This window comes from Pseudomonas sp. PSB11 (genome assembly GCF_014596605.1).
GTDB lineage: Bacteria > Pseudomonadota > Gammaproteobacteria > Pseudomonadales > Pseudomonadaceae > Aquipseudomonas > Aquipseudomonas umsongensis.
This window is the reverse complement of record NZ_NOIO01000014.1, coordinates 60,027-81,102: the sequence shown is the minus strand read 5'-3', so window position 1 is coordinate 81,102 and position 21,076 is coordinate 60,027. Positions and strand designations below refer to the sequence as shown.

The 21,076-nt window shown below is 59.9% G+C and carries 17 protein-coding genes and 2 tRNA genes; 15 read left to right on the top strand and 4 right to left on the bottom strand.

Annotated features, from left to right (window positions below):
- Positions 1-54: 54 nt before the first annotated feature.
- Positions 55-621 carry a dCTP deaminase gene (gene dcd, locus CGA21_RS17215; RefSeq protein ID WP_007940589.1) on the bottom strand — a complete coding sequence of 189 codons (567 nt, stop codon included), beginning with the start codon at positions 619-621 and terminating at the stop codon, positions 55-57.
- A gap of 353 nt (positions 622-974) precedes the next feature.
- On the opposite strand from dcd, the gene CGA21_RS17210 reads away from it, so the two are divergent.
- Positions 975-1,184, top strand: coding sequence for a cold-shock protein (locus CGA21_RS17210; RefSeq protein WP_002554837.1), 210 nt, complete (start codon positions 975-977; stop codon positions 1,182-1,184).
- 159 nt (positions 1,185-1,343) lie between these two features.
- Here CGA21_RS17210 and CGA21_RS17205 read toward each other — a convergent pair whose 3' ends face one another.
- Positions 1,344-2,351, bottom strand: coding sequence for a DUF481 domain-containing protein (locus tag CGA21_RS17205; RefSeq protein ID WP_110748760.1), 1,008 nt, complete (start codon positions 2,349-2,351; stop codon positions 1,344-1,346).
- 142 nt (positions 2,352-2,493) lie between these two features.
- On the opposite strand from CGA21_RS17205, the gene CGA21_RS17200 reads away from it, so the two are divergent.
- The 4 genes from CGA21_RS17200 (at position 2,494) to CGA21_RS17185 (ending at position 7,301) form a co-directional block, all read left to right on the top strand.
- Positions 2,494-2,868: an MGMT family protein gene (locus CGA21_RS17200; protein ID WP_223194167.1), complete on the top strand. Its 375-nt coding sequence runs from the start codon at positions 2,494-2,496 to the stop codon at positions 2,866-2,868.
- Between the two features lie 44 nt (positions 2,869-2,912).
- Positions 2,913-4,472 carry an AmpG family muropeptide MFS transporter gene (locus CGA21_RS17195; RefSeq protein ID WP_110748756.1) on the top strand — a complete coding sequence of 520 codons (1,560 nt, stop codon included), beginning with the start codon at positions 2,913-2,915 and terminating at the stop codon, positions 4,470-4,472.
- 142 nt (positions 4,473-4,614) lie between these two features.
- Entirely contained in the window at positions 4,615-6,330 is a 1,716-nt protein-coding gene (locus tag CGA21_RS17190; RefSeq protein ID WP_110748754.1) for a proline--tRNA ligase, read from the top strand.
- A gap of 17 nt (positions 6,331-6,347) precedes the next feature.
- Entirely contained in the window at positions 6,348-7,301 is a 954-nt protein-coding gene (locus tag CGA21_RS17185; RefSeq protein WP_110748752.1) for a hypothetical protein, read from the top strand.
- Positions 7,302-7,398: 97 nt separating this feature from the next.
- Here the strand turns inward: CGA21_RS17185 and dinB are convergent, their stop codons facing one another.
- Entirely contained in the window at positions 7,399-8,460 is a 1,062-nt protein-coding gene (gene dinB, locus CGA21_RS17180; protein ID WP_110748750.1) for a DNA polymerase IV, read from the bottom strand.
- A gap of 297 nt (positions 8,461-8,757) precedes the next feature.
- On the opposite strand from dinB, the gene CGA21_RS17175 reads away from it, so the two are divergent.
- The 4 genes from CGA21_RS17175 (at position 8,758) to CGA21_RS17160 (ending at position 13,357) form a co-directional block, all read left to right on the top strand.
- Positions 8,758-8,834, top strand: a tRNA-Met gene (locus tag CGA21_RS17175).
- A gap of 231 nt (positions 8,835-9,065) precedes the next feature.
- Positions 9,066-9,142 (top strand) — tRNA-Met (locus CGA21_RS17170).
- Between the two features lie 277 nt (positions 9,143-9,419).
- Entirely contained in the window at positions 9,420-12,062 is a 2,643-nt protein-coding gene (gene mprF, locus CGA21_RS17165) for a bifunctional lysylphosphatidylglycerol flippase/synthetase MprF (protein ID WP_110748748.1), read from the top strand.
- Positions 12,062-13,357, top strand: a complete 1,296-nt coding sequence (locus tag CGA21_RS17160) for a virulence factor family protein (RefSeq protein WP_188264669.1) — start codon at positions 12,062-12,064, stop codon at positions 13,355-13,357. Before mprF ends, CGA21_RS17160 begins: the two co-directional genes overlap by 1 nt.
- 199 nt (positions 13,358-13,556) lie before the next feature.
- Here the strand turns inward: CGA21_RS17160 and CGA21_RS17155 are convergent, their stop codons facing one another.
- Positions 13,557-15,458, bottom strand: a complete 1,902-nt coding sequence (locus CGA21_RS17155) for a potassium transporter Kup (RefSeq protein ID WP_110748744.1) — start codon at positions 15,456-15,458, stop codon at positions 13,557-13,559.
- A 292-nt stretch (positions 15,459-15,750) separates the two neighbouring features.
- On the opposite strand from CGA21_RS17155, the gene rimO reads away from it, so the two are divergent.
- The 6 genes from rimO to tsaA all read left to right on the top strand — a co-directional run bounded on the left by rimO (position 15,751) and on the right by tsaA (position 20,950).
- The gene (rimO, locus tag CGA21_RS17150) at positions 15,751-17,088 is read left to right on the top strand and encodes a 30S ribosomal protein S12 methylthiotransferase RimO (RefSeq protein ID WP_020796014.1); all 1,338 of its coding nucleotides are present in this window, start codon (positions 15,751-15,753) and stop codon (positions 17,086-17,088) included.
- A gap of 111 nt (positions 17,089-17,199) precedes the next feature.
- Positions 17,200-17,673 (top strand): GNAT family N-acetyltransferase, encoded by a 474-nt coding sequence (locus CGA21_RS17145; RefSeq protein WP_188264668.1) that lies wholly within the window; start codon positions 17,200-17,202, stop codon positions 17,671-17,673.
- Between the two features lie 183 nt (positions 17,674-17,856).
- A complete protein-coding gene (locus CGA21_RS17140) occupies positions 17,857-18,567 on the top strand; it encodes an rRNA pseudouridine synthase (protein ID WP_020796012.1) in 711 nt (236 codons plus the stop codon).
- A 75-nt stretch (positions 18,568-18,642) separates the two neighbouring features.
- A complete protein-coding gene (locus tag CGA21_RS17135) occupies positions 18,643-19,113 on the top strand; it encodes a DUF1456 family protein (RefSeq protein WP_020796011.1) in 471 nt (156 codons plus the stop codon).
- A 179-nt stretch (positions 19,114-19,292) separates the two neighbouring features.
- Positions 19,293-20,063 (top strand): SDR family oxidoreductase, encoded by a 771-nt coding sequence (locus CGA21_RS17130; protein WP_020796010.1) that lies wholly within the window; start codon positions 19,293-19,295, stop codon positions 20,061-20,063.
- Positions 20,064-20,248: 185 nt separating this feature from the next.
- On the top strand, positions 20,249-20,950 hold the full coding sequence (gene tsaA / locus CGA21_RS17125; protein ID WP_188264699.1) for a tRNA (N6-threonylcarbamoyladenosine(37)-N6)-methyltransferase TrmO: 702 nt from the start codon (positions 20,249-20,251) through the stop codon (positions 20,948-20,950).
- The last annotated feature ends 126 nt before the right edge of the window (positions 20,951-21,076 follow it).

The following is a 21,076-nucleotide window of genomic DNA, read 5'->3' as shown; positions in this document are numbered from 1 at the left end:
TTCCATAGAGTGTACGCTCGCCCAGGAATTCCCAAGGTTCGTCGGACGGCTGACTCAGGTGCGCGGCAGGGTGACGCCACGTTGGCCCTGATACTTGCCGCCACGGTCCTTGTAGGAGACTTCGCACTCTTCGTCGGATTCGAGGAACAGCATCTGCGCGACGCCTTCATTCGCGTAGATTTTCGCCGGCAGGTTGGTCGTGTTGGAGAACTCCAGGGTCACGTGACCTTCCCACTCAGGCTCGAGCGGCGTGACGTTGACGATGATGCCACAGCGCGCGTAGGTGCTTTTACCCAGGCAAATGGTCAATACATTGCGCGGGATGCGGAAGTATTCGACGGTGCTGGCCAAGGCGAAGGAGTTCGGCGGAATAATGCACACGTCGCTATGGATGTCGACGAAGCTGCCGGCATCGAAGTTCTTCGGGTCGACGATCGCCGAGTTGATGTTGGTGAACACCTTGAAGTGATTGGTGCAACGCACATCGTAGCCGTAGCTGGACACGCCGTAGGAGATCACGCGACTGTCATCGCTGCCGCGCATCTGGCGCTCGACGAAAGGCTCGATCATGCCGTGTTCCTGCGCCATGCGGCGAATCCACTTGTCCGATTTGATGCTCATGGCGGGTGTCCTGAATAGCGAGGTCGAAAAAATCTGTCCGGCATCTTACCGGGCGCGCCGCCGGGTTCAAAGTCCGCGCTGCAATTCTCGCCAAACAGCCAGGAATTACCTGCACTGGCGACGAAGCGTCACACCGTCGATCCTTAAAACAAAGAAACCTTCGCAAGAAGCATTGGCACGTTCCGGAAAAAGGGTTAAGGTGGCGCCACTGTGCTGCTTGTGTCACTGAGAATCTCTACACGATATGTTGAATTTCGATCCAACCATCTACAAGAATTTTTCCTGCTCTTTGCACTCAGTCTCGGCCAGGGTTCTTCCTGAGTCGCAGTTATCTTTGTTCAAGGAGTTACACCATGTCTAATCGCCAAACCGGTACCGTTAAGTGGTTCAACGATGAAAAAGGCTTCGGCTTCATCACTCCACAATCCGGTGACGACCTGTTCGTTCACTTCAAAGCTATCCAATCCGACGGCTTCAAAAGCCTGAAAGAAGGCCAACAGGTTTCTTTCATCGCTACCCGCGGTCAGAAAGGCATGCAAGCTGAAGAAGTTCAAGTTATCTAACTTGTACTTGCTTTAGTAAAAGGCCCCGCCCTCAAAAGCGGGGCTTTTTTGTGCCTGCAGGTTTTTCGCAGGCCAAAAAAGATCGCAGCCTGCAGCAGCTCCTCCGGATGTACATCAATCCTCTGTAGGAGCTGCCACAGGCTGCGATCTTTTTGCGTCTTACCAGGTCACGCCAAATCCGGCTGTGTAGCGGGTCTTGTCCAGGTCGGCATCGTCAGTTCCGTCGATAATATCTCGCTCGGCCTTGAGGTTCAGCGACGCCCAGTCCGTGACCTTGTAACGCAGGCCCATTTCGGCATCCAGTGCATACTCAGCCACGCCCGAAAACGGCTTGCCCACCTCGCCATTGGTGAAGAACTCCACTTTCTTGCCAATCAGGTAACGGTTGTAGTCCCACTTCATTGCGGCAGAGTAGAAGTTTTCCTTACTGCCATCGCTGAATTGGTAATCAGTGCGGTTGATCAGAGAGCCCAGGGAGAATGCCCCCAGCTCGTCATCCCAGAATTGATAACCTGGGCCGGTACCGACAGTACGCTGGCGGGAGAGGTCTTCAACCTTGTCACGCTTGTACACCAGGCGACCTTGCCAAAACCATTTTTCCGTCAGGAAACGGTCTAGCGAGTATTCAGCCCGCCAATTGTCCGTAGTGACCACGTCATCCTGGAATTCGCGGTTGTACTCGCCTTCCGCAATATGCCTCCATCGACCATGGCGCGCCGTCGTCTTGAAGTCGATGTCGTAGTCGTCGGTATCCTTGTCAGCCCGCTGATAATCCAGCGCTGCATCGATATTGCCTTTCCACACCAGATCCTCGACCACAGGCTTGGGCTTGAGGATTTGCTGGACGCTCGCCAGCTCGACAGTCTTGGGTGCCTCGCCGTTTTCCAGGGTTACCTTGCCATCTTGCGCCGCGTGCAGTGACTTGGCCTTCTCGCCGGTGTAGGCATCCTGCTTGACCAACAGCTCCTGATCGCTTTCCAGGGTCTTGACCTGCTTCCAGTCGATCGGCACGGCACCGGCGTATTCTGTCTGGACCAACAGCTTGCCACCGTCGAACAGGATGATCTTGCCGCTCAGCTTGTCACCGTTCTTCAACCAGACGGTGTCCGCGAGCAAGGGAGTGGAAGCACTGACGACAGCGAGGCATAGCAAAGTTCTGGACAACATAAGCAAATACAGGCTCAGGTTCGCGAAAAAAAGTCGGCATTATCCTCAGGAATAAGACCCTAGCAATGAGGGACCCAACTTTTTCTATTGAGTTCATTTCTCAATTGGCAATCCAGCATTTACGCTACAGGCGGTACTGCTAATGACTTCAGGAACTGCGAACGTGATCGAGCTGACCGAAAAACCCGAGAGTGCCGCGCAAATCCGACGCACGGCGCTGTACCTGACGCTCGCGCAAGTACCCGAAGGCAAGGTCGTGAGTTATGGTCAACTCGCCGAACTGGCGGGACTGGGGCGCGCCGCTCGCTGGGTCGGCAGGACATTGAGCCAACTGCCCGGCGACAGCAAATTGCCCTGGCACCGCGTACTCGGTGCCGGCGGACGCCTGAGCCTGCCCGCAGGCAGCCCTTCCGGGGACGAACAGCGCGCGCGACTGCGCATGGAGGGCATCAGTATCCAGAACAATCGTGTTGATATTCAGCGTCATGGGTGGCGCCCGGTAGAGCACAGCGGTTAGAGTGCGCGCTTTGTTTCCGTATTTCTTGAGGCAGACTCCAGCCCATGCCCCGTAAAACCTGGCGCGCCGCGCTTGCTGCCTATGCCAGCCCTTCGACGCTCGTACTGTTATTGCTGGGTTTCGCCGCCGGCTTGCCCTACATGCTGGTGTTCTCGACGCTTTCGGTCTGGTTGCGTGAAGCCGGTGTGGCGCGCGAAACCATCGGTTATGCAAGCTTGATCGGACTGGCATATGCCTTCAAATGGGTCTGGTCCCCCCTGCTCGACCAATGGCGCCTGCCGTTGCTCGGCAAACTCGGCCGACGACGTTCCTGGCTGGTGCTGTCGCAAGCGCTGGTCATTCTCGGCCTGGTCGGGATGGGTTTCTGCGACCCGCAAAAGCATTTGTCCTGGCTGATCGCCATCGCAGTGGTCGTCGCCTTCGCCTCGGCGACGCAAGACATTGCAGTGGACGCCTATCGCCTGGAAATCGCCGAAGACAGTCGCCAGGCGGCGCTCGCCGCCAGTTATATGTCCGGCTATCGCATCGCAGCACTGCTGGCCACGGCCGGTGCGCTGTTCTTCGCCGAAGGCTTCGGTTCGACCGGCTTCAACTACAAGCATTCGGCATGGGCTGGCACTTACCTGCTGTTCGGCGCCTTGATGGTGCCGGCGCTGCTCACCTCGCTGTTCATGCGTGAACCTGCGGTGCCTCTGCGTACGCAATTGCAGGCCGGGCGCTACAGCTTCGTGCATCAACTGGCCTCGGTGTTCGTCCTGATCGTGTTGCTGGTGTCGGTGCCGGCCATGTTTACCCAGCTCTATAACACCGACTTTGCCAGCGTGCTGTTCGAAGGCGTGAGCCTGCTCGACCTGCTGCTCGAAGACCGCGCATTCCTGCGCGCGATCCTCTACACCACACTCACCGCCCTGTGCCTGTCGGCCATGGGCCGTCGCGGCCTGGCTCCCGTGCTGACGCCGGTCAACGACTTCATTCTGCGTTATCGCTGGCAAGCGCTGCTGCTGCTGGGGCTGATCGCCACCTACCGGATGTCCGATACGGTGATGGGCGTGATGGCGAATGTGTTCTACATCGACCAGGGGTTCACCAAGGACCAGATCGCCAGCGTCAGCAAGATCTTCGGCCTGATCATGACCCTGGTGGGCGCCGGCATGGGCGGCCTGCTGATCGTGCGCTTTGGCATCTTGCCGATCCTGTTCATTGGCGGGGCTGCGTCGGCGGGCACCAATATATTGTTCCTGTTGCTCGCCGACATGGGCGCCAACCTCAACATGCTGGTCCTCACCATTTCCCTGGACAACTTCAGTTCAGGCCTGGCGACCTCGGCGTTCGTTGCCTACCTGTCGAGCCTGACCAACCTCAAGTTCTCCGCCACGCAATATGCCCTGCTCAGCTCGATCATGCTTTTGCTGCCGCGCCTGATCGGCGGCTATTCAGGCGTCATGGTAGAGAAGTTCGGCTATCACAACTTTTTCCTGATTACCGCCCTGCTGGGGGTTCCGACGCTCCTGCTGATCGCCTTGCACTGGTTCCAGGAGAACCGTCGCGCCGGTCCGACACCGAAACCTGAGCCGGCGCCTACCCAGGTCGTGGAAGAATCGTAGGGAACACGCGCAAAAATCCTACAGAGGACGGGGTCAATCCCGTCCTCCTGCCACCGCACCGACCGCACGCCTGTACGACAGCGGAACTCGCCCGTACAATGCTCCGTCATTTCTCGTCATCAGCAATCGATAACGGCCAACCATGCGCACCAGTCAATTTTTGCTTGCCACACAGAAAGAAACGCCTTCCGACGCGGTCGTGATCAGCCATCAGCTGATGCTGCGCGCCGGCATGATCCGCAAACTCGCCTCGGGCCTGTACACCTGGCTGCCGATGGGCTTGCGAGTGATGCGCAAGGTCGAAGCCGTCGTTCGCGAAGAAATGAACGCCGCCGGTTCGCTCGAAGTGTTGATGCCGAGCACTCAACCGGCTGAGCTGTGGCAGGAATCCGGGCGCTGGGAAGAGTACGGCCCTGAATTGCTGCGCTTCAAGGATCGCCACGGGCGCGATTTCTGCGCCGGCCCGACCCACGAAGAAGTCATCACCGACCTGATGCGCAACGAGTTGAGCAGCTACAAGCAGCTGCCAATCAACCTGTATCAGATCCAGACCAAATTCCGTGATGAGATCCGTCCACGCTTCGGTTTGATGCGCGGTCGCGAATTCATCATGAAGGACGCCTACTCGTTCCACGCCGACCAGCCATCGCTGCAGGTCACGTACGACCGCATGCACCAGGCGTACTGCAACGTGTTTACCCGCCTGGGCCTGAAGTTCCGCCCGGTTGAAGCCGACAACGGCTCCATCGGCGGCGCCGGCTCCCACGAGTTCCACGTACTGGCCGAGTCCGGCGAAGACGATATCGTCTTCAGCAACGGTTCCGACTACGCGGCGAACATCGAGAAAGCCGAAGCCGTGCCGCGTGAGACTTCCCGTCCGGCACCGACGCAAGAGCTGCGCCTGGTCGACACGCCAGAGACCAAGACCATTGCCGCGCTGGTGGAAAAATTCAATCTGCCGATTGAAAAGACCATCAAGACCCTGGTGGTGCACGCTGAAGAGAAAGGCAAGCTGATTGCCCTGATCATCCGTGGCGACCACGAGCTGAACGAAATCAAGGCCGCCAACCAGCCTGGCGTCGCCAGCCCGCTGGTCATGGCCTCCGAAGCCGAACTGCGCGACGCCATTGGCGCTGGCGCCGGTTCCCTGGGCCCGCTGAACCTGCCGCTGCCGATCATCATCGACCGTTCCGTCGAGTTGATGAGCGACTTCGGCATCGGTGCCAACATCGACGACAAGCATTACTTCGGCGTGAACTGGGAACGCGACCTGCCCGTGCCGACCGTGGCCGACTTGCGTAACGTGGTCAGCGGCGACCCGAGCCCGGACGGCAAGGGCACCCTGGAAATCAAGCGCGGCATCGAAGTCGGGCACATCTTCCAGCTGGGCAACAAGTACAGTAAGGCGATGAAGTGCGAAGTGCTGGGCGAGAACGGCAAGCCGGTCACCCTGGAAATGGGCTGCTACGGCATCGGCGTCTCCCGCGTGGTTGCGGCTGCCATCGAGCAGAACAACGACGACAAGGGCATCATCTGGAGCGACACCCTGGCGCCTTTCCAGATTGCCCTGGTACCCCTGCGCTACGAGACCGACCTGGTTCGCGAAGCCACCGACAAGCTGTATGCAGAACTGACTGCGGCAGGCTTTGAAGTGTTGCTGGACGACCGCGACAAGAAAACCAGCCCGGGCATCAAGTTCGCGGACATGGAGCTGATCGGCATTCCTCACCGGATCGTGGTCAGTGACCGCGGCCTTGCCGAAGGCAACCTGGAATACAAGAGCCGTACCGAGGCCGAGCCGCAAGCGCTGCCGGTCGCCGACGTGCTGCCTTTCCTTCAGGCCCGTATCCGCCGCTGAAACCAGATAGAGACGTCATGTTCAAGCGAAACACCTTAGGCCTCGGTGGTGCCGCCCTGTGCGGCACCCTGCTGGTCAGCGGCTGTGCCAATCACATGTCACAACGCAGCGAGCACGAGGAACGCATCGAGCGCAAACTGCTTGATCACAGCCTGCAGATCGATGTGGGCGAGCCCAAGGTGCTTGAGCTGCCTCAACGCCGGGTGAAAATCCACGAGCAGAAGACTTTCGAAGTCACCGAGTTCGAGGTTACCCGCCATTACGATCGCTACACGCCGTACCAACCCTGGCGGGAGGTCTATGAGATCCCGTTAGGTGCGGTCGCGGTGGTGGCCGGGGTCGGCGCCAATGTGGCCAACGTTTTTGCCTTGGGCAATCTGCCAGACAGCATGACCAGGGACTGGTTCAGCTACGGCTTCGCCGGGCTCAACCCGTTCATGAACGTGCAGTCCCATGGTCGCGCCCAGCAGAACCTGGCGGGCATCGACGAAGTGCAGCTCGACAAGCGCACGGAGTACTCGAGCCTGCCCTGGAGCGAGCGCCCGGTCGAAGTCAAGGCTGGCAAGGAAACCTTCGAGCTGAGCACCGACAAGAACGGCGTGTTGCGCCTGAACCTGTTGGACAGCCCGTTCGCCGAACATGACCTCAATCACCTGAGCAAGCTGCAGATCAACGTCCAGGACGCCAAGGACGATGTGCACAGCGACTCGTCGCTGGCATTGAGCAGCACCTTGCGTGGCAAGTTGCTCGAAGCCCACGGCTTGATTTACGACGACCTTGAAGATGACGAAGTGAGCCAGTGGGTTCACCGGGTCAAGCGCCTGTCGGAACTGGGTCTGGAGGAAGAAGCCACCGAGCTTGAACAGAGCCTGATCGAATTGACTCGCAACGACCCGGAGCTGCAGACCGAATTCCTCAAGTCCTTGACCAAGGATGCCGGGCGGCTGGTGGCGGATCCGGGACCCAATTAAGGCCTTTTAAAAGATCGCAGCCTTCGGCAGCTCCTACAGGGGAACGCGCGCTCAGGTAGGAGCTGCCGAAGGCTGCGATCTTTTGACGTTAAGGTTGTTAACGCTCAAACAACTCCATCTGCTCAAAACCGCCCCGCAAATCCTCCAGCCTCACCCCTACGCCCAACAACCGCACCGGCTTACCACCACGGTTGAACGCCTGCGTCAGCAACAACTGATAACTGCCCAAATCCCGCCCCGCCCCTGCCTGCTCCAGCGTGGTCTGGGTGAAATCATGGAACTTCACCTTGACGAAGGGCTTGCCCGGCCGATAACTGCTGTCGATTCGCGCCATGCGGGATGCGAGGGTATCCAGCAGCTCCGGCAGTTTTTCCAGGCAACTGCGCAGGTCCGGCAAGTCGACGTCGTAGGTGTTTTCGACACTGATGGACTGGCGGCGACTGTCGTTATGGACCAAGCGGTCATCGATCCCACGTGCCAGGCTCCAGAGTCGTTCGCCAAAGCTGCCGAATTCGCGCACCAAAGCCAACTTGTCCCACTCGCGCAGCTGTGAGCAGTCGACAATACCGAGCTTGCCCAGCCTTTCGGCAGTGACTTTACCGACCCCGTGCAGCTTGCTCACCGGCAAGCCACTGACAAACGCCTCGACCTGATCCGGGGTGATTACAAATAATCCGTTGGGCTTTTTCCAGTCGCTGGCAATCTTGGCCAGAAACTTGTTGGGGGCCACGCCGGCGGAGACGGTGATATGCAACTGATGGGAAACGCGCCGGCGAATGTCCTGGGCAATTCGCGTCGCACTGCCGCCAAAATGCGCGCTGTCCGACACATCAAGGTAAGCCTCGTCCAGGGAAAGCGGCTCAATGATCTCGGTGTAGTCGCGAAAGATCGTGTGAATTTCCCTGGATGCCTCTCTATAGGCGTCCATGCGCGGCTTGACGATCGTCAGGTCCGGACACAGCTTCAATGCATGCCCTGAAGACATGGCTGAGCGCACGCCGTAAGCCCGGGCTTCATAGTTGCAGGTGGCGATCACCCCACGCCGGTCCGCCGAGCCGCCGACCGCCAGGGGCTTTCCAGCCAAGCGCGGGTCGTCCCGCATCTCGATGGCGGCGTAGAAGCAATCACAATCGACGTGGATGATTTTTCGCTGGGTCATTTCAACGCGGTGTTCATGGAGTAGAAATAGCGTCACGCGATGTAGGAAAAACAGTATCTCACTGACAACTGTATATAGCACCAGTACCTTGACGGTTCTTTTCAGTCACAGGTGAATCGCCATAAATTTATTTTCTCAATCGAAAAGTTACCTTTAATAGAGCCTCAGGCCTTGCCAGGCCTGCCTCTCAGGCCGATCGAGCGCCGCGATTTGCAGCTAAGCGATTGAACAGGAACAGGTTTTATCCAAATTGGAGGTTGACACCCCCGCGCATTTCTATAGAATTGCCAACACAGACGCGGGATGGAGCAGTCTGGTAGCTCGTCGGGCTCATAACCCGAAGGTCGTCGGTTCAAATCCGGCTCCCGCAACCAAACATCAAAAAAGGCTACTCGAAAGAGTGGCCTTTTTTGTGCGCGTCAGTTTTGTCCCAAGGCCCCCTCCCCCCTCATGGCCGCCTGCAGCTCGTCGACATGAGAAATCGTTGTGATTCCGAAACTTACGCCCCTGCGCCTGCTGTTTTGCCCCTTCTCACACTTATTTGCTTCATTTCTGGATTAACGGTTGACACCCCAGCGATTCTCTATAGAATGCCGCCACACAGACGCGGGATGGAGCAGTCTGGTAGCTCGTCGGGCTCATAACCCGAAGGTCGTCGGTTCAAATCCGGCTCCCGCAACCAAACATCAAAAAAGGCTACTCGAAAGAGTGGCCTTTTTTGTATCTGTAGAAAAAGTCCTTTCGCAACAATGATCTGTCACTGTGTGGTGAGCCCTGCGGGTCACCGATGCGCTGAGTTCCGACTATGCTCAATCGCACATTGCACCCCCTACGACTGAAGACGAACTGTCACCGGGACTCGGTGCCAGGCGTTAATATTCGTGATTATTTTTTTCTACAGGGATTGGTAACTTGGCTGGATACCCCCATCCTGTCGCGCACAATCCAAGAGGTGATTGATGCGCGCCAACTCGTCTGATCCACAAGACACCGTCACAGCGACCCAACCGATCAAGGCGCAGCGGCTGCACTTGCTTGACTTGATCAGCAAATACCGCCAACCCATCGGCCTGGCGGTTACCCTGCTGCTGTTCACCATTGCGCTGATCGCCTGCCGTCACTTGTTGAGCGAACTCGACCTGGACGCTTTGCACGACTCGATCCTCGAGGTTCCGCAACCGGCACTGCTGGGTGCGCTGGGCGCTACCGTCGCGGGTTTTATCATTCTGCTGGGATACGAATGGTCGGCCAGCCGCTACGCAGGCGTCAGTCTGGCACCGCGAACCCTGGCACTGGGCGGCTTCACCGCCTTCGCGATCGGCAATGCCATCGGTCTTTCGATGCTGTCCGGCGGCTCGGTCCGCTACCGCCTGTATGCGCGCCATGGCCTGGGGGCCACTGAAGTCGCACGCATGACGCTGTTCGCCAGCCTCTCGCTCGGCTGCGCCCTGCCACCGCTTGCCGCGCTGGCGACACTCAGTGACCTGTCCGAAGCCTCCGCCGCCCTAAGGCTTTCGCCCGTTCTGCTGGGCAGCATCGCGACCGCTGTGTTGTTGCTGTTCTCGGTACTGGCCATCGGCATCTACCGTCGGCGCCTGCCGGAACAACCGTACGCCGATAATCTCCTGGTGCAGATCGGCCGCCGCACCTTGCGCCTGCCCGGGCGCCGCCTGACGTTTCTGCAACTGGTCATTACCGCACTCGACGTGGCCGCCGCCGCCACGGTGCTCTATTTGTTGCTGCCCGAAGCGCCGCCGTTTGGCGCGTTTCTCCTGGTTTACCTGCTGGCCCTGGCCGCTGGCGTGCTCAGCCATGTTCCGGGCGGGGTCGGCGTGTTCGAAGCGATCTTGCTCGCGGCCTTCTCCGACAAACTCGGTGCCGCGCCGCTGGCCGCCGCCCTGCTGCTCTACCGCTTGATCTATGTGGTGCTGCCGATGCTGGTGGCCTGCCTGTTTCTGTTGATCAGCGAAGGCCAGCGCCTGTTTCAGACGCGCCAGACCTTGCGCGCCGCCTCAGGCCTGGCCGCGCCGATATTGGCGGTGCTGGTGTTCCTGTCCGGCGTTGTATTGCTGTTCTCCGGCGCGACCCCGGAAATCGACACACGCCTTGAACATATCGGCTTTCTGATCCCGCACCGCCTGGTCGATGCTTCGCACTTTGGCGCCAGCCTGATCGGCGTGTTGTGCCTGTTGCTGGCCCAGGGCCTGCGTCGTCGACTGTCGGCTGCCTGGATGCTGACCACCATATTGCTGCTGGTTGGCGCCCTGCTCTCCCTGCTCAAGGGCTTCGACTGGGAGGAAGCCAGCCTGATGGTGCTGACGGCGAGCCTGCTGGGGGTGTTCCGGCGTTCCTTCTATCGCCCCAGTCGCCTGACCGAAGTGCCGTTCTCCCCGTTATACCTGGTGGCCAGCGTGTGCGTACTCGGCGCCTCGATGTGGCTGCTGTTGTTCGCGTACCAGGACGTGCCGTACAGCCATCAACTCTGGTGGCAGTTCACCCTCGATGCCGATGCCCCCCGTGGCTTGCGCTCGCTGCTCGGCGCGGCGGTCCTGCTGGTGGTGGTGTCCCTGACCTGGTTGCTACGGACCGCTCGCCCGGTCATCCACCTGCCGACAGCCGATGAACTGGAGCGCGCAAGCAAGATCCTCATGGCATCCGCGCAACCGGATGGCGGCCTGGCCTTGACCGGCGACAAGGCGCTGCTGTTCCACCCCAACGACGAAGCGTTCCTGATGTACGCCCGCCGCGGCCGCAGCCTTGTAGCACTGTATGACCCGATCGGTCCCGGCCAGCAACGGGCGGAAATGATCTGGCAGTTCCGCGACCTGTGCGACATCCATCACGCCCGCCCCGTGTTCTATCAAGTGCGTGCGGAGAACCTGCCGTACTACATGGACATCGGCCTGACCGCGATCAAGCTCGGCGAAGAAGCCAGGGTCGACCTCAAGCGCTTTGACCTCGAGGCCAAGGGCAAAGAGATGAAGGACCTGCGCTACACCTGGAACCGTGGCACCCGCGATGGCCTGTCGCTGGAAATCCATGAACCGGGCCAGGCGCCCATGGATGAGCTCAAGGTGATTTCAGATGCCTGGCTGACCGGCAAGAACGTGCGCGAGAAAGGCTTCTCCCTTGGCCGCTTCAGCGACGATTACCTCAAGCACTTTCGCATTGCCGTGATCCGTTTCGAAGGGCGCCCGGTGGCGTTCGCCAACCTGCTCGAGACCTACAGCCATGACCTGGCCAGCCTCGACCTGATGCGCGCGCACCCAGACGCCCCCAAGCTGACCATGGAGTTCATGATGGTCGGCCTGATCCAACATTATAAGAGTCACGGATACGCGCGTTTCAGCCTGGGCATGGTGCCGTTGTCGGGGTTGCAACCCCGTCGGGGTGCACCCTTGACCCAGCGCCTGGGCTCGATGGTCTTCCGCCGTGGTGAGCAGCTCTATAACTTCCAAGGCTTGCGCCGTTTCAAAGACAAGTTCCAGCCTGACTGGGAACCCCGTTATATGGCCGTGCCCGCCGGACTCGATCCGCTGGTGGCCTTGGCCGACACTGCCGCCCTGATCGCGGGCGGCTTGACTGGATTGGTGAAACGCTGATGATTCAACGCTCCCTGCGCTATGTACTGGGCACCCTGGTAGTGGTGGCCCTGATTCTCGGTGGTAGCTACTGGTATCTCAAACGCCCGGCACCGGAACCGACCCTCGAACTGCTGACCCCGACCGATGGCGCGGCGATGATCCGCGTGATCCCCGGCACCACGCCAAAGGCCCAGGTACTGGTGGCGGTCAACGAAGACCAGAAACTCAGCGACAAGCAATTGCTGACCCTGAGCCGCAGCGGTGCTGCGCAGATCGTCCAGGTGATCCTGCCCAAGGACTGCCTGCTGCAAAGCCGTGCCCTGCAGTCGGGCTTGCGGGAACTCAACGGCCCGGCGACCCTGGTCAGCGGGATCGGCCCGGGCGCGGTGCTGGCCTGGCGCTGGTTGTCCGAACAGAAGAACGACAAGGCACAGGCCGTGTCGGTTGACCTGGCCCTGGAAAAGCCCGGTTGCACCCATCTGCTGCCAAAGAGCGCCTCCCATGGCCACTGGCTGGTGGCATGGAACGACAACCCGGACGACACCAGCGCCGGTTTCGTACGTGACCAGCCCAACGCCGAGACCAGCATCAGCGACTACGACATCAACCTGCCGCAAGTGCTGAACAACGAACTGCGCAAACTGCTGGTCGGTGGCGACAAGGACGCCGGTGGCTTGCAGATTCCAGTGGTTGAAGTGCCCGCAGGCCAGGCCAAGGACACCGTCACCTTGTTCCTCTCTGGTGACGGCGGCTGGCGTGACCTGGACCGCGACGTCGCCGGTGAAATGGCCAAGATTGGCTACCCGGTGGTCGGTATCGACACCCTGCGCTACTACTGGCAGCACAAGAGCCCCGAGCAAAGCGCCCTGGACCTCGCCGAGCTGATGCAGCACTACCGGCAGAAATGGGGCACCAAGCGCTTCATCCTGACCGGCTACTCGTTTGGCGCCGATGTGCTGCCAGCCATCTACAACCGCCTGGCAGAGTCCGAGCAGCAACGCGTCGACGCCATTATCCTGTTGGCCTTTGCTCGCACCGGCAGCTTCGAAATCGAAGTCGAAGGCTGGCTCGGCAACGCTGGCAAGGAAGCCGCCACCGGCCCGGAAATGGCCAAGCTGCCCGCTGCGAAAGTGGTGTGCATCTACGGTGAAGAAGAAGTCGACGAAAGCGGCTGCACCGACAAGAGCGCGGTGGGCGAAGCCATCAAGCTGCCTGGCGGTCACCACTTCGACGAGAACTACCCGGCCCTCGCGCAGCGATTGGTGGATGTGATCCAGAAGCGGCAAGTGCAGGAAACCGAAGCCCAGGAATAATCCTGGCCGCACTGAACCACTGTGGGAGCGAGCCTGCTCGCGAAGACGGTGGATCAGGCGGCATTGATGCTGGATGCGCCATCTTCTTCGCGAGCAGGCTCGTTCCCACAAGGGACTGGCACAGTATTCGGATTGCACCCGACCACGAAAAAGCCCCCGCAGCCATAAGGCTGACGGGGGCTTTTTGATGACGCAGAGGTTACATCTCCACCTGCGTCCCCAGCTCAATCACCCGATTCAGCGGCAGGTTGAAGAAGCGCAGGTTGCTGTTGGCGTTTTTCAACATGAAGGCGAACAGCGCCTCACGCCAGCGGGCCATGCCTTCGAGCTTGGAGGCGATGACTGTCTCGCGGCTGAGGAAGTAGGTCGTGCGCATCGGACTGAAATCCAGGTCCTCCAGATGACACAGCTTCAGCGCTTGCGGCACGTCCGGTTCGTCGACGAAGCCAAAGTGCAGGATCACCCGGAAGAAACCCTCGCCGTAGGAGTCGACCTCAAAGCGTCGCGACGGCGGCACGCGCGGAATATCCTCATACACCACCGTCAACAGCACCACTTGCTCGTGCAGCACCTGGTTATGCAACAGATTGTGCAACAGGGCGTGAGGCACGGCATCTGGCCGCGCGGTGAGGAATACGGCGGTGCCCTGAACGCGATGCGGTGGTTGTACGGCGATACTGCTGATGAAAATCGGCAGCGGCAGTCCACCTTCGTCCAGACGCTCCACCAGCAGTTGCTTGCCTCGCTTCCAGGTGGTCATCAATACGAACAGCGCAATACCGGCAATCACCGGGAAGGCACCGCCCTGGACGATTTTCGGCACGTTGGCAGCGAAGTACAGACCGTCTACCAGCAGGAAGCCCAACAACACCGGTACCGCCAGAATCGGTGGCCACTTCCACAGCAGCAACATGACCGCCGAGACCAGGATGGTGGTCATGAGCATGGTTCCGGTCACCGCCACACCGTAGGCCGACGCCAGGGCTCCGGAAGACTCGAAGCCCAGAACCAACAGCACCACACCCACCATCAGCGCCCAGTTGACGGTGCCAATGTAGATTTGGCCCTGTTCGGCGCTGGACGTGTGCTGGGTATGCATACGCGGGATATAGCCGAGCTGGATGGCCTGGCGGGTCAGGGAGAACGCCCCGGAAATCACCGCTTGCGAAGCGATGACCGTGGCCAGTGTCGATAACCCGACCAGTGGGATCAGCGCCCAGCTTGGCGCCAGCAGGTAGAACGGGTTGCGTGCAGCTTCCGGATCACCGAGCAGCAAGGCGCCCTGGCCGAAATAGTTCAGCACCAGCGCTGGCAGCACGAGAATGAACCACGCGCGGGCAATCGGCTTGCGGCCGAAGTGGCCCATGTCGGCATACAGCGCTTCGGCACCGGTCAGTGCCAGCACTACCGCACCAAGGATCGCCACGCCCATCCCTGGGTGCACGACGAAGAAACGCACGCCCCACGCCGGGTTCATCGCCTGCAGCACCTCCGGGTGCAGGATGATCCCATGCACACCCAATGCCCCCAGCACCACGAACCAGGTGACCATGATCGGGCCGAACAGAATGCCGATGCGCGCGGTGCCGTGACGTTGAATCAGGAACAACCCCACCAGCACGATCAGCGACAGCGGCACCACCCAATGGTCGATACCCTCGAACGCCAGCCCCAGGCCTTCAATCGCCGAGAGTACGGAAATCGCCGGGGTGATCATGCTGTCACCGTAAAACAGCGCTGCACCGATCAGTCCGCAGACCACCAACAGCGTGCGCAATTTCGCATGCCCTGCCGCCGCCCGCCGAGCCAGCGCGGTCAAGGCCATGATCCCACCTTCGCCCTGGTTGTCGGCACGCAGGACAAACATCATGTACTTGATCGACACGACCCAGATCAGCGACCAGAAGATCAGCGCCAGTATCCCCAACACGCCGTCATGGTTGACCGGTACGCCATAACCGCCGGAAAACACTTCCTTGAGGGTGTAAAGCGGGCTCGTGCCGATATCGCCGTAAACCACCCCGACCGCCGCGACCAGCATGCCGATTGGCTTGGCCGCCGAATGTTCGGCACCCGCTGCCTGACTACTTGCCTGACCCATCCACCACTCCTACTACCCAGAACCGGGCTTCTATGAAGAAGCACTATGCTTTGTCATGCAGCATGCGCTGTTTTACTTGCTGTTACAGACGTTTTATTGACTGTAAAAAATCGGTAAAGCCCAACGGCGCGAAGCATAGCGCAGCACTCGTCGTATTTCCCTGCATAAAGCTGGTCAAGTGAACGTCTCATCGCTAGAATTGCGCACTTTTTGATCAGAGGCGCAGCTCAAGCGCCCCTCCGTCAGTTTTGCCCAGTTCGGCAAGCGGCGTCACAAAACACCGAGGTTAGACATGTCCACCACTCCTGCGCCGGCCAATCCCAAGGTTGGCTTCGTATCCCTGGGTTGCCCCAAAGCACTGGTCGACTCTGAGCGCATCCTCACCCAGCTGCGCATGGAAGGCTATGACGTCGTGTCCACCTACCAGGACGCCGATGTCGTGGTGGTCAATACCTGCGGCTTCATCGACTCGGCCAAGGCCGAGTCCCTGGAAGTGATCGGCGAAGCCATCAAGGAAAACGGCAAGGTCATCGTGACCGGCTGCATGGGCGTCGAAGAAGGCAACATCCGCAACGTACACCCGAGCGTGTTGGCCGTCACCGGTCCGCAGCAGTACGAACAGGTGGTCAACGCCGTGCACGAAGTCGTGCCGCCACGCCAGGACCACAACCCGCTGATCGACCTGGTGCCGCCACAAGGCATCAAGCTGACCCCGCGCCACTACGCCTACCTGAAGATTTCCGAAGGCTGCAACCACAGCTGCAGCTTCTGCATCATCCCGTCGATGCGCGGCAAGCTGGTTAGCCGCCCGGTCGGTGACGTACTCGACGAGGCCCAGCGCCTGGTCAAGTCCGGCGTCAAGGAGCTGCTGGTAATCTCCCAGGACACCAGCGCCTATGGTGTCGACGTCAAGTACCGCACCGGATTCTGGAACGGCGCGCCGGTGAAAACCCGCATGACCGAACTCTGCGAAGCCCTGAGCACCCTCGGTGTCTGGGTACGCCTGCACTACGTCTACCCGTACCCGCACGTTGACGAGCTGATCCCGCTGATGGCCGCCGGCAAGATCCTGCCGTACCTGGACATCCCGTTCCAGCACGCCAGCCCGAAAGTGCTGAAGGCGATGAAACGCCCGGCGTTCGAAGACAAGACCCTGGCGCGAATCAAGAACTGGCGCGAAATCTGCCCGGACCTGATCATCCGTTCGACGTTCATCGTCGGCTTCCCCGGCGAGACCGAAGAAGACTTCCAGTACCTGCTGAACTGGTTGACCGAAGCCCAGCTCGACCGCGTCGGCTGCTTCCAGTACTCGCCGGTTGAAGGGGCTCCGGCCAATGACCTGGACCTGGAAGTCGTGCCGGACGACGTCAAGCAGGACCGCTGGGAGCGCTTCATGGCGCACCAGCAGGCCATCAGCTCGGCGCGCCTGCAAATGCGCATCGGCCGTGAAATCGAAGTGCTGGTCGATGAAGTCGACGAGCAAGGCGCGGTTGGCCGCTGCTTCTTCGATGCCCCGGAAATCGACGGCAACGTGTTCATCGACAATGGCAGTAACTTGAAACCGGGCGACAAAGTCTGGTGCAAAGTGACCGACGCCGACGAATACGACCTGTGGGCTGAACAGATCTAGTCGCAAAAAATATGCAAAGCCCCGCTCTCTTGACGAGATGCGGGGCTTTTTTACGGCTATCGTTTGATGAGGAACGGATTCTCATCTCCAATAACCCAAGGGCAGGCTGGCATGCGCCAACATTCGGTCATTCATACCCCGAAACAAAGCGACTACGAAGAATTGACCAGGGTCTGGGAGGCCTCGGTCCGCGCTACCCACGACTTCCTGCCGGACAGCTACATCGAACTGTTGAAGAACCTGGTGCTGACCCGTTACCTCGACGCCGTGATGCTGATTTGCACCAAAGACCCGCAGCAGCGAATCACCGGATTCGCCGGTGTCGCGGCGGGCAAGATCGAGATGCTCTTCATCGACCCGGCGCATCGCGGCCAGGGCCTTGGCAAGCGGTTACTGCACTATGCCCTGGAGAACCTCAACGCCGATGAACTGGACGTCAACGAACAGAACCCGCAAGCCCTGGGGTTTTACTTCAAGCAGGGCTTTGAGGTGATAGGTCGTTCGGAAGTCGACGGCATGGGCCAGCCGTATCCGCTGTTACACATGCGTTTGCGCCAGGCTCAACAAAAGACACGCAATGGCTGACATACACGCACCTGTAGGAGCCGGCTTGCTGGCGATGGCATCATCTCGGTGTGTGAATGGCACCCAAGTGATGCCATCGCCAGCAAGCCGGCTCCTAGAAAAAGCTGTACGGCACAAATGGTTCCGGGATTAACCGGCGCCAGGCAGGTACAATGCCCACCCCTTTTTTGTTACGGCCCTGTCATGACTGACCCGATTCGACTCTCCAAACGCCTCATCGAACTCGTCGGCTGTTCCCGTCGGGAGGCTGAGCTGTTCATCGAGGGCGGCTGGGTCACCGTCGACGGCGAAGTCGTTGACGAGCCGCAGTTCAAGGTCGCCAATCAAAAAGTCGAGCTGGATCCAGAGGCCAAGGCCACCGCACCAGAGCCCGTCACCATCCTGCTCAATGTGCCAGCCGGCATGGACGCGGACACCGCCATGGCGACCATCAGCGCCGAGACCTTGAGCGAAGAGCACCGCTACGGCAAACGTCCGCTCAAGGGCCACTTCCAGCGCCTGACCGCCAGCACTGACTTGCAAGCCAATGCCAGCGGCTTGCTGGTGTTCACCCAGGATTGGAAGATCCTGCGCAAGCTCACTGCCGACTCCAGCAAGATCGAGCAGGAGTACGTGGTCGAAGTCGAAGGTGACATGGTTGAACATGGCCTCAATCGCTTGCAACACGGCCTGACCTACAAGGGCAAGGAACTGCCACCGGTCAAAGCCAGCTGGCAGAACGAAAACCGCCTGCGTTTCGCCATGAAGAACCCGCAACCGGGCGTGATCGCCCTGTTCTGCCAGGCCGTCGGCCTGAAAGTCGTGGGCATCCGCCGTATCCGCATCGGCGGCGTGTCCATCGGCAAGGTGCCCCTGGGGCAATGGCGCTACCTGTCCGGCAAAGAGAAGTTCTGAGGCTTCTCCCGCCGCCACACATTCTGGCGCCGCTGCTTGTGCGGCGCCCACTGCTGAATATCAGGATTGCACACCATGATTCACAATGACGTACTGCGCAGCGTGCGCTACATGCTCGACATCAGCGACAAGAAAGTCATCGAGATCATCAAGCTCGGCGGCATGGACGTGGCCTTGGCCGACCTGGTGAGCTACCTCGACAAGAAAGAGGAAGACGAGGAAGGTTTCGTACGCTGCCCGGACGAAGTCATGGCGCATTTCCTCGACGGCCTGGTGATCTTCAAGCGCGGCAAGGACGAAAGCCGCCCACCGCAACCAATCGAAGTGCCGGTAACCAACAACATCATCCTGAAAAAGCTGCGCGTAGCCTTCGAGCTGAAAGAAGACGACATGCACGCGATCCTCAAGGCCGCCGAGTTCCCGGTATCCAAGCCTGAGCTGAGCGCCCTGTTCCGCAAATTCGGCCACACCAACTACCGCCCGTGCGGCGACCAGTTGCTGCGCAACTTCCTCAAGGGCCTGACCCTGCGCGTTCGCCCGCAATAAGCAGCGACGGCACTGCCTCACCTGTAGGAGCCGGCTTGCTGGCGATAGCTATCTTAGGGACGCCATCGCCAGCAAGCCGGCTCCTACAAGTATGAATCCCCATTCCGCGCAAAAATAGTGGCTCCACTGATCGGGCCTGACGACTAGGGTGTAATGACCTACAGCCCTCAGGATTCGCCATGCATCCCTATTTCTCCCTGCAAGGCCGCACCGCACTGGTGACCGGCGGCACCCGTGGTATCGGCAAAATGATCGCCAAGGCCTATGTCGAGGCTGGCGCCACCGTCTACGTCTGTGCCCGCGACGTCGAAGCCTGCCGGCAAACTGCCGATGAGCTCGGTGCGCTGGGCCGCTGTCACGCGGTGGCCGCCAACCTGGCCACTGAAGAAGGCGTGCAGCAGTTGGCAACACGCCTGGGTGAGCAGATGACCCATCTCGATATCTTGGTCAACAACGCCGGCACCACTTGGGGGGCGCCATTGGAAAGCTACCCGATCAAAGGCTGGGAAAAGGTCATGCAACTGAATGTGACGTCGGTATTCAACTGCATCCAGCAATTTCTGCCACTGCTGCGCAAAGCCGGTTCCCCCGCGAACCCGGCCCGGATCATCAATATCGGTTCAGTCGCCGGGATTTCTTCCTTTGGCGAACAGGCATATGCCTACGGGCCGAGCAAAGCCGCCCTGCATCAACTCTCACGGATTCTGGCAAGGGAACTGGTGAGCCAGCACATCAACGTCAATGTGATCGCCCCGGGTCGCTTTCCGAGCAAGATGACCCAACACATCGACAGAGATGCGCAGGCATTGGCGCAGGATACGGCGCTGATTCCGATGAAGCGTTGGGGCCGGGAGGAAGAGATGGCGGCGCTGGCGATCAGCCTGGCGAGTACGGCCGGGGCGTACATGACCGGAAATATCATTCCGCTCGATGGTGGGTTCAGTCTCTGAGATCGGCGGTGCTGCCATCGCGGGCAAGCCACGCTCCCACAGGTTTTTTGGTGCTCACAAAATTTGTGGCCGGCCGGGATCCACTGTGGGAGCGAGCCTGCTCGCGAAGGGGCCGGCACAGCCACCACTGAACACAGGTCGATCGGGTTATCATGCCCGCCACCATCCCGACTCGACCCCAAACCATGACCTACAGCGTTTCCCCCATCGGCTTCGTGCGTTCCTGCTTCAAGGAGAAGTTCGCCATCCCTCGGCAGCCGCAATTGGCCCCGGCCGCGCGCGGCGTGCTCGAACTGGTGGCGCCATTCGATCAGGGTGATGCCGTGCAGGGCCTGGAACAGGTCAGCCATGTCTGGCTGTTGTTCCTGTTCCATCAGGCACTGGAAGAAAAGCCGCGCCTGAAAGTTCGTCCGCCTCGCCTGGGCGGCAACAAGTCCATGGGCGTGTTCGCCACGCGCGCGACTCACCGGCCCAATGGCATCGGCCAGTCCGTGGTCAAGCTGGACAAGGTCGAGGCCAATCGCCTGTGGATATCGGGTATCGACCTGCTCGATGGCACGCCGGTCCTCGACATCAAACCCTACGTGCCTTACGCAGACATTATCGACACAGCCACCAACAGCGTCGCCAGCGCCGCGCCGCAGCTGATTGCCGTGCAATGGACGGATAGCGCCCTGCAACAGGCTCATGGGCACGCTGATCGCCTTGCAGAGCCATTGGTTGAGTTGATCGAGCAATGCTTGGCGCAGGATCCGCGCCCGGCGTACCAGACGCCTGCCCCGGAACGCGAATATGGTGCGCAATTCTGGGACGTGGATGTGCGCTGGCATTATCCAACGCCGCAGATGATCCGCGTGCTTGAGGTCATTCCCGCATCCAACATGTAGGAGCTGCCGCAGGCTGCGATCTTCTGATCTTGAAATCGCGATAGAAGATCAAGATCAAAAGATCGCAGCCTGCGGCAGCTCCTACAGAGAACGCGTCCGGCATAAAAAAGCCCGCATTACCTGTAT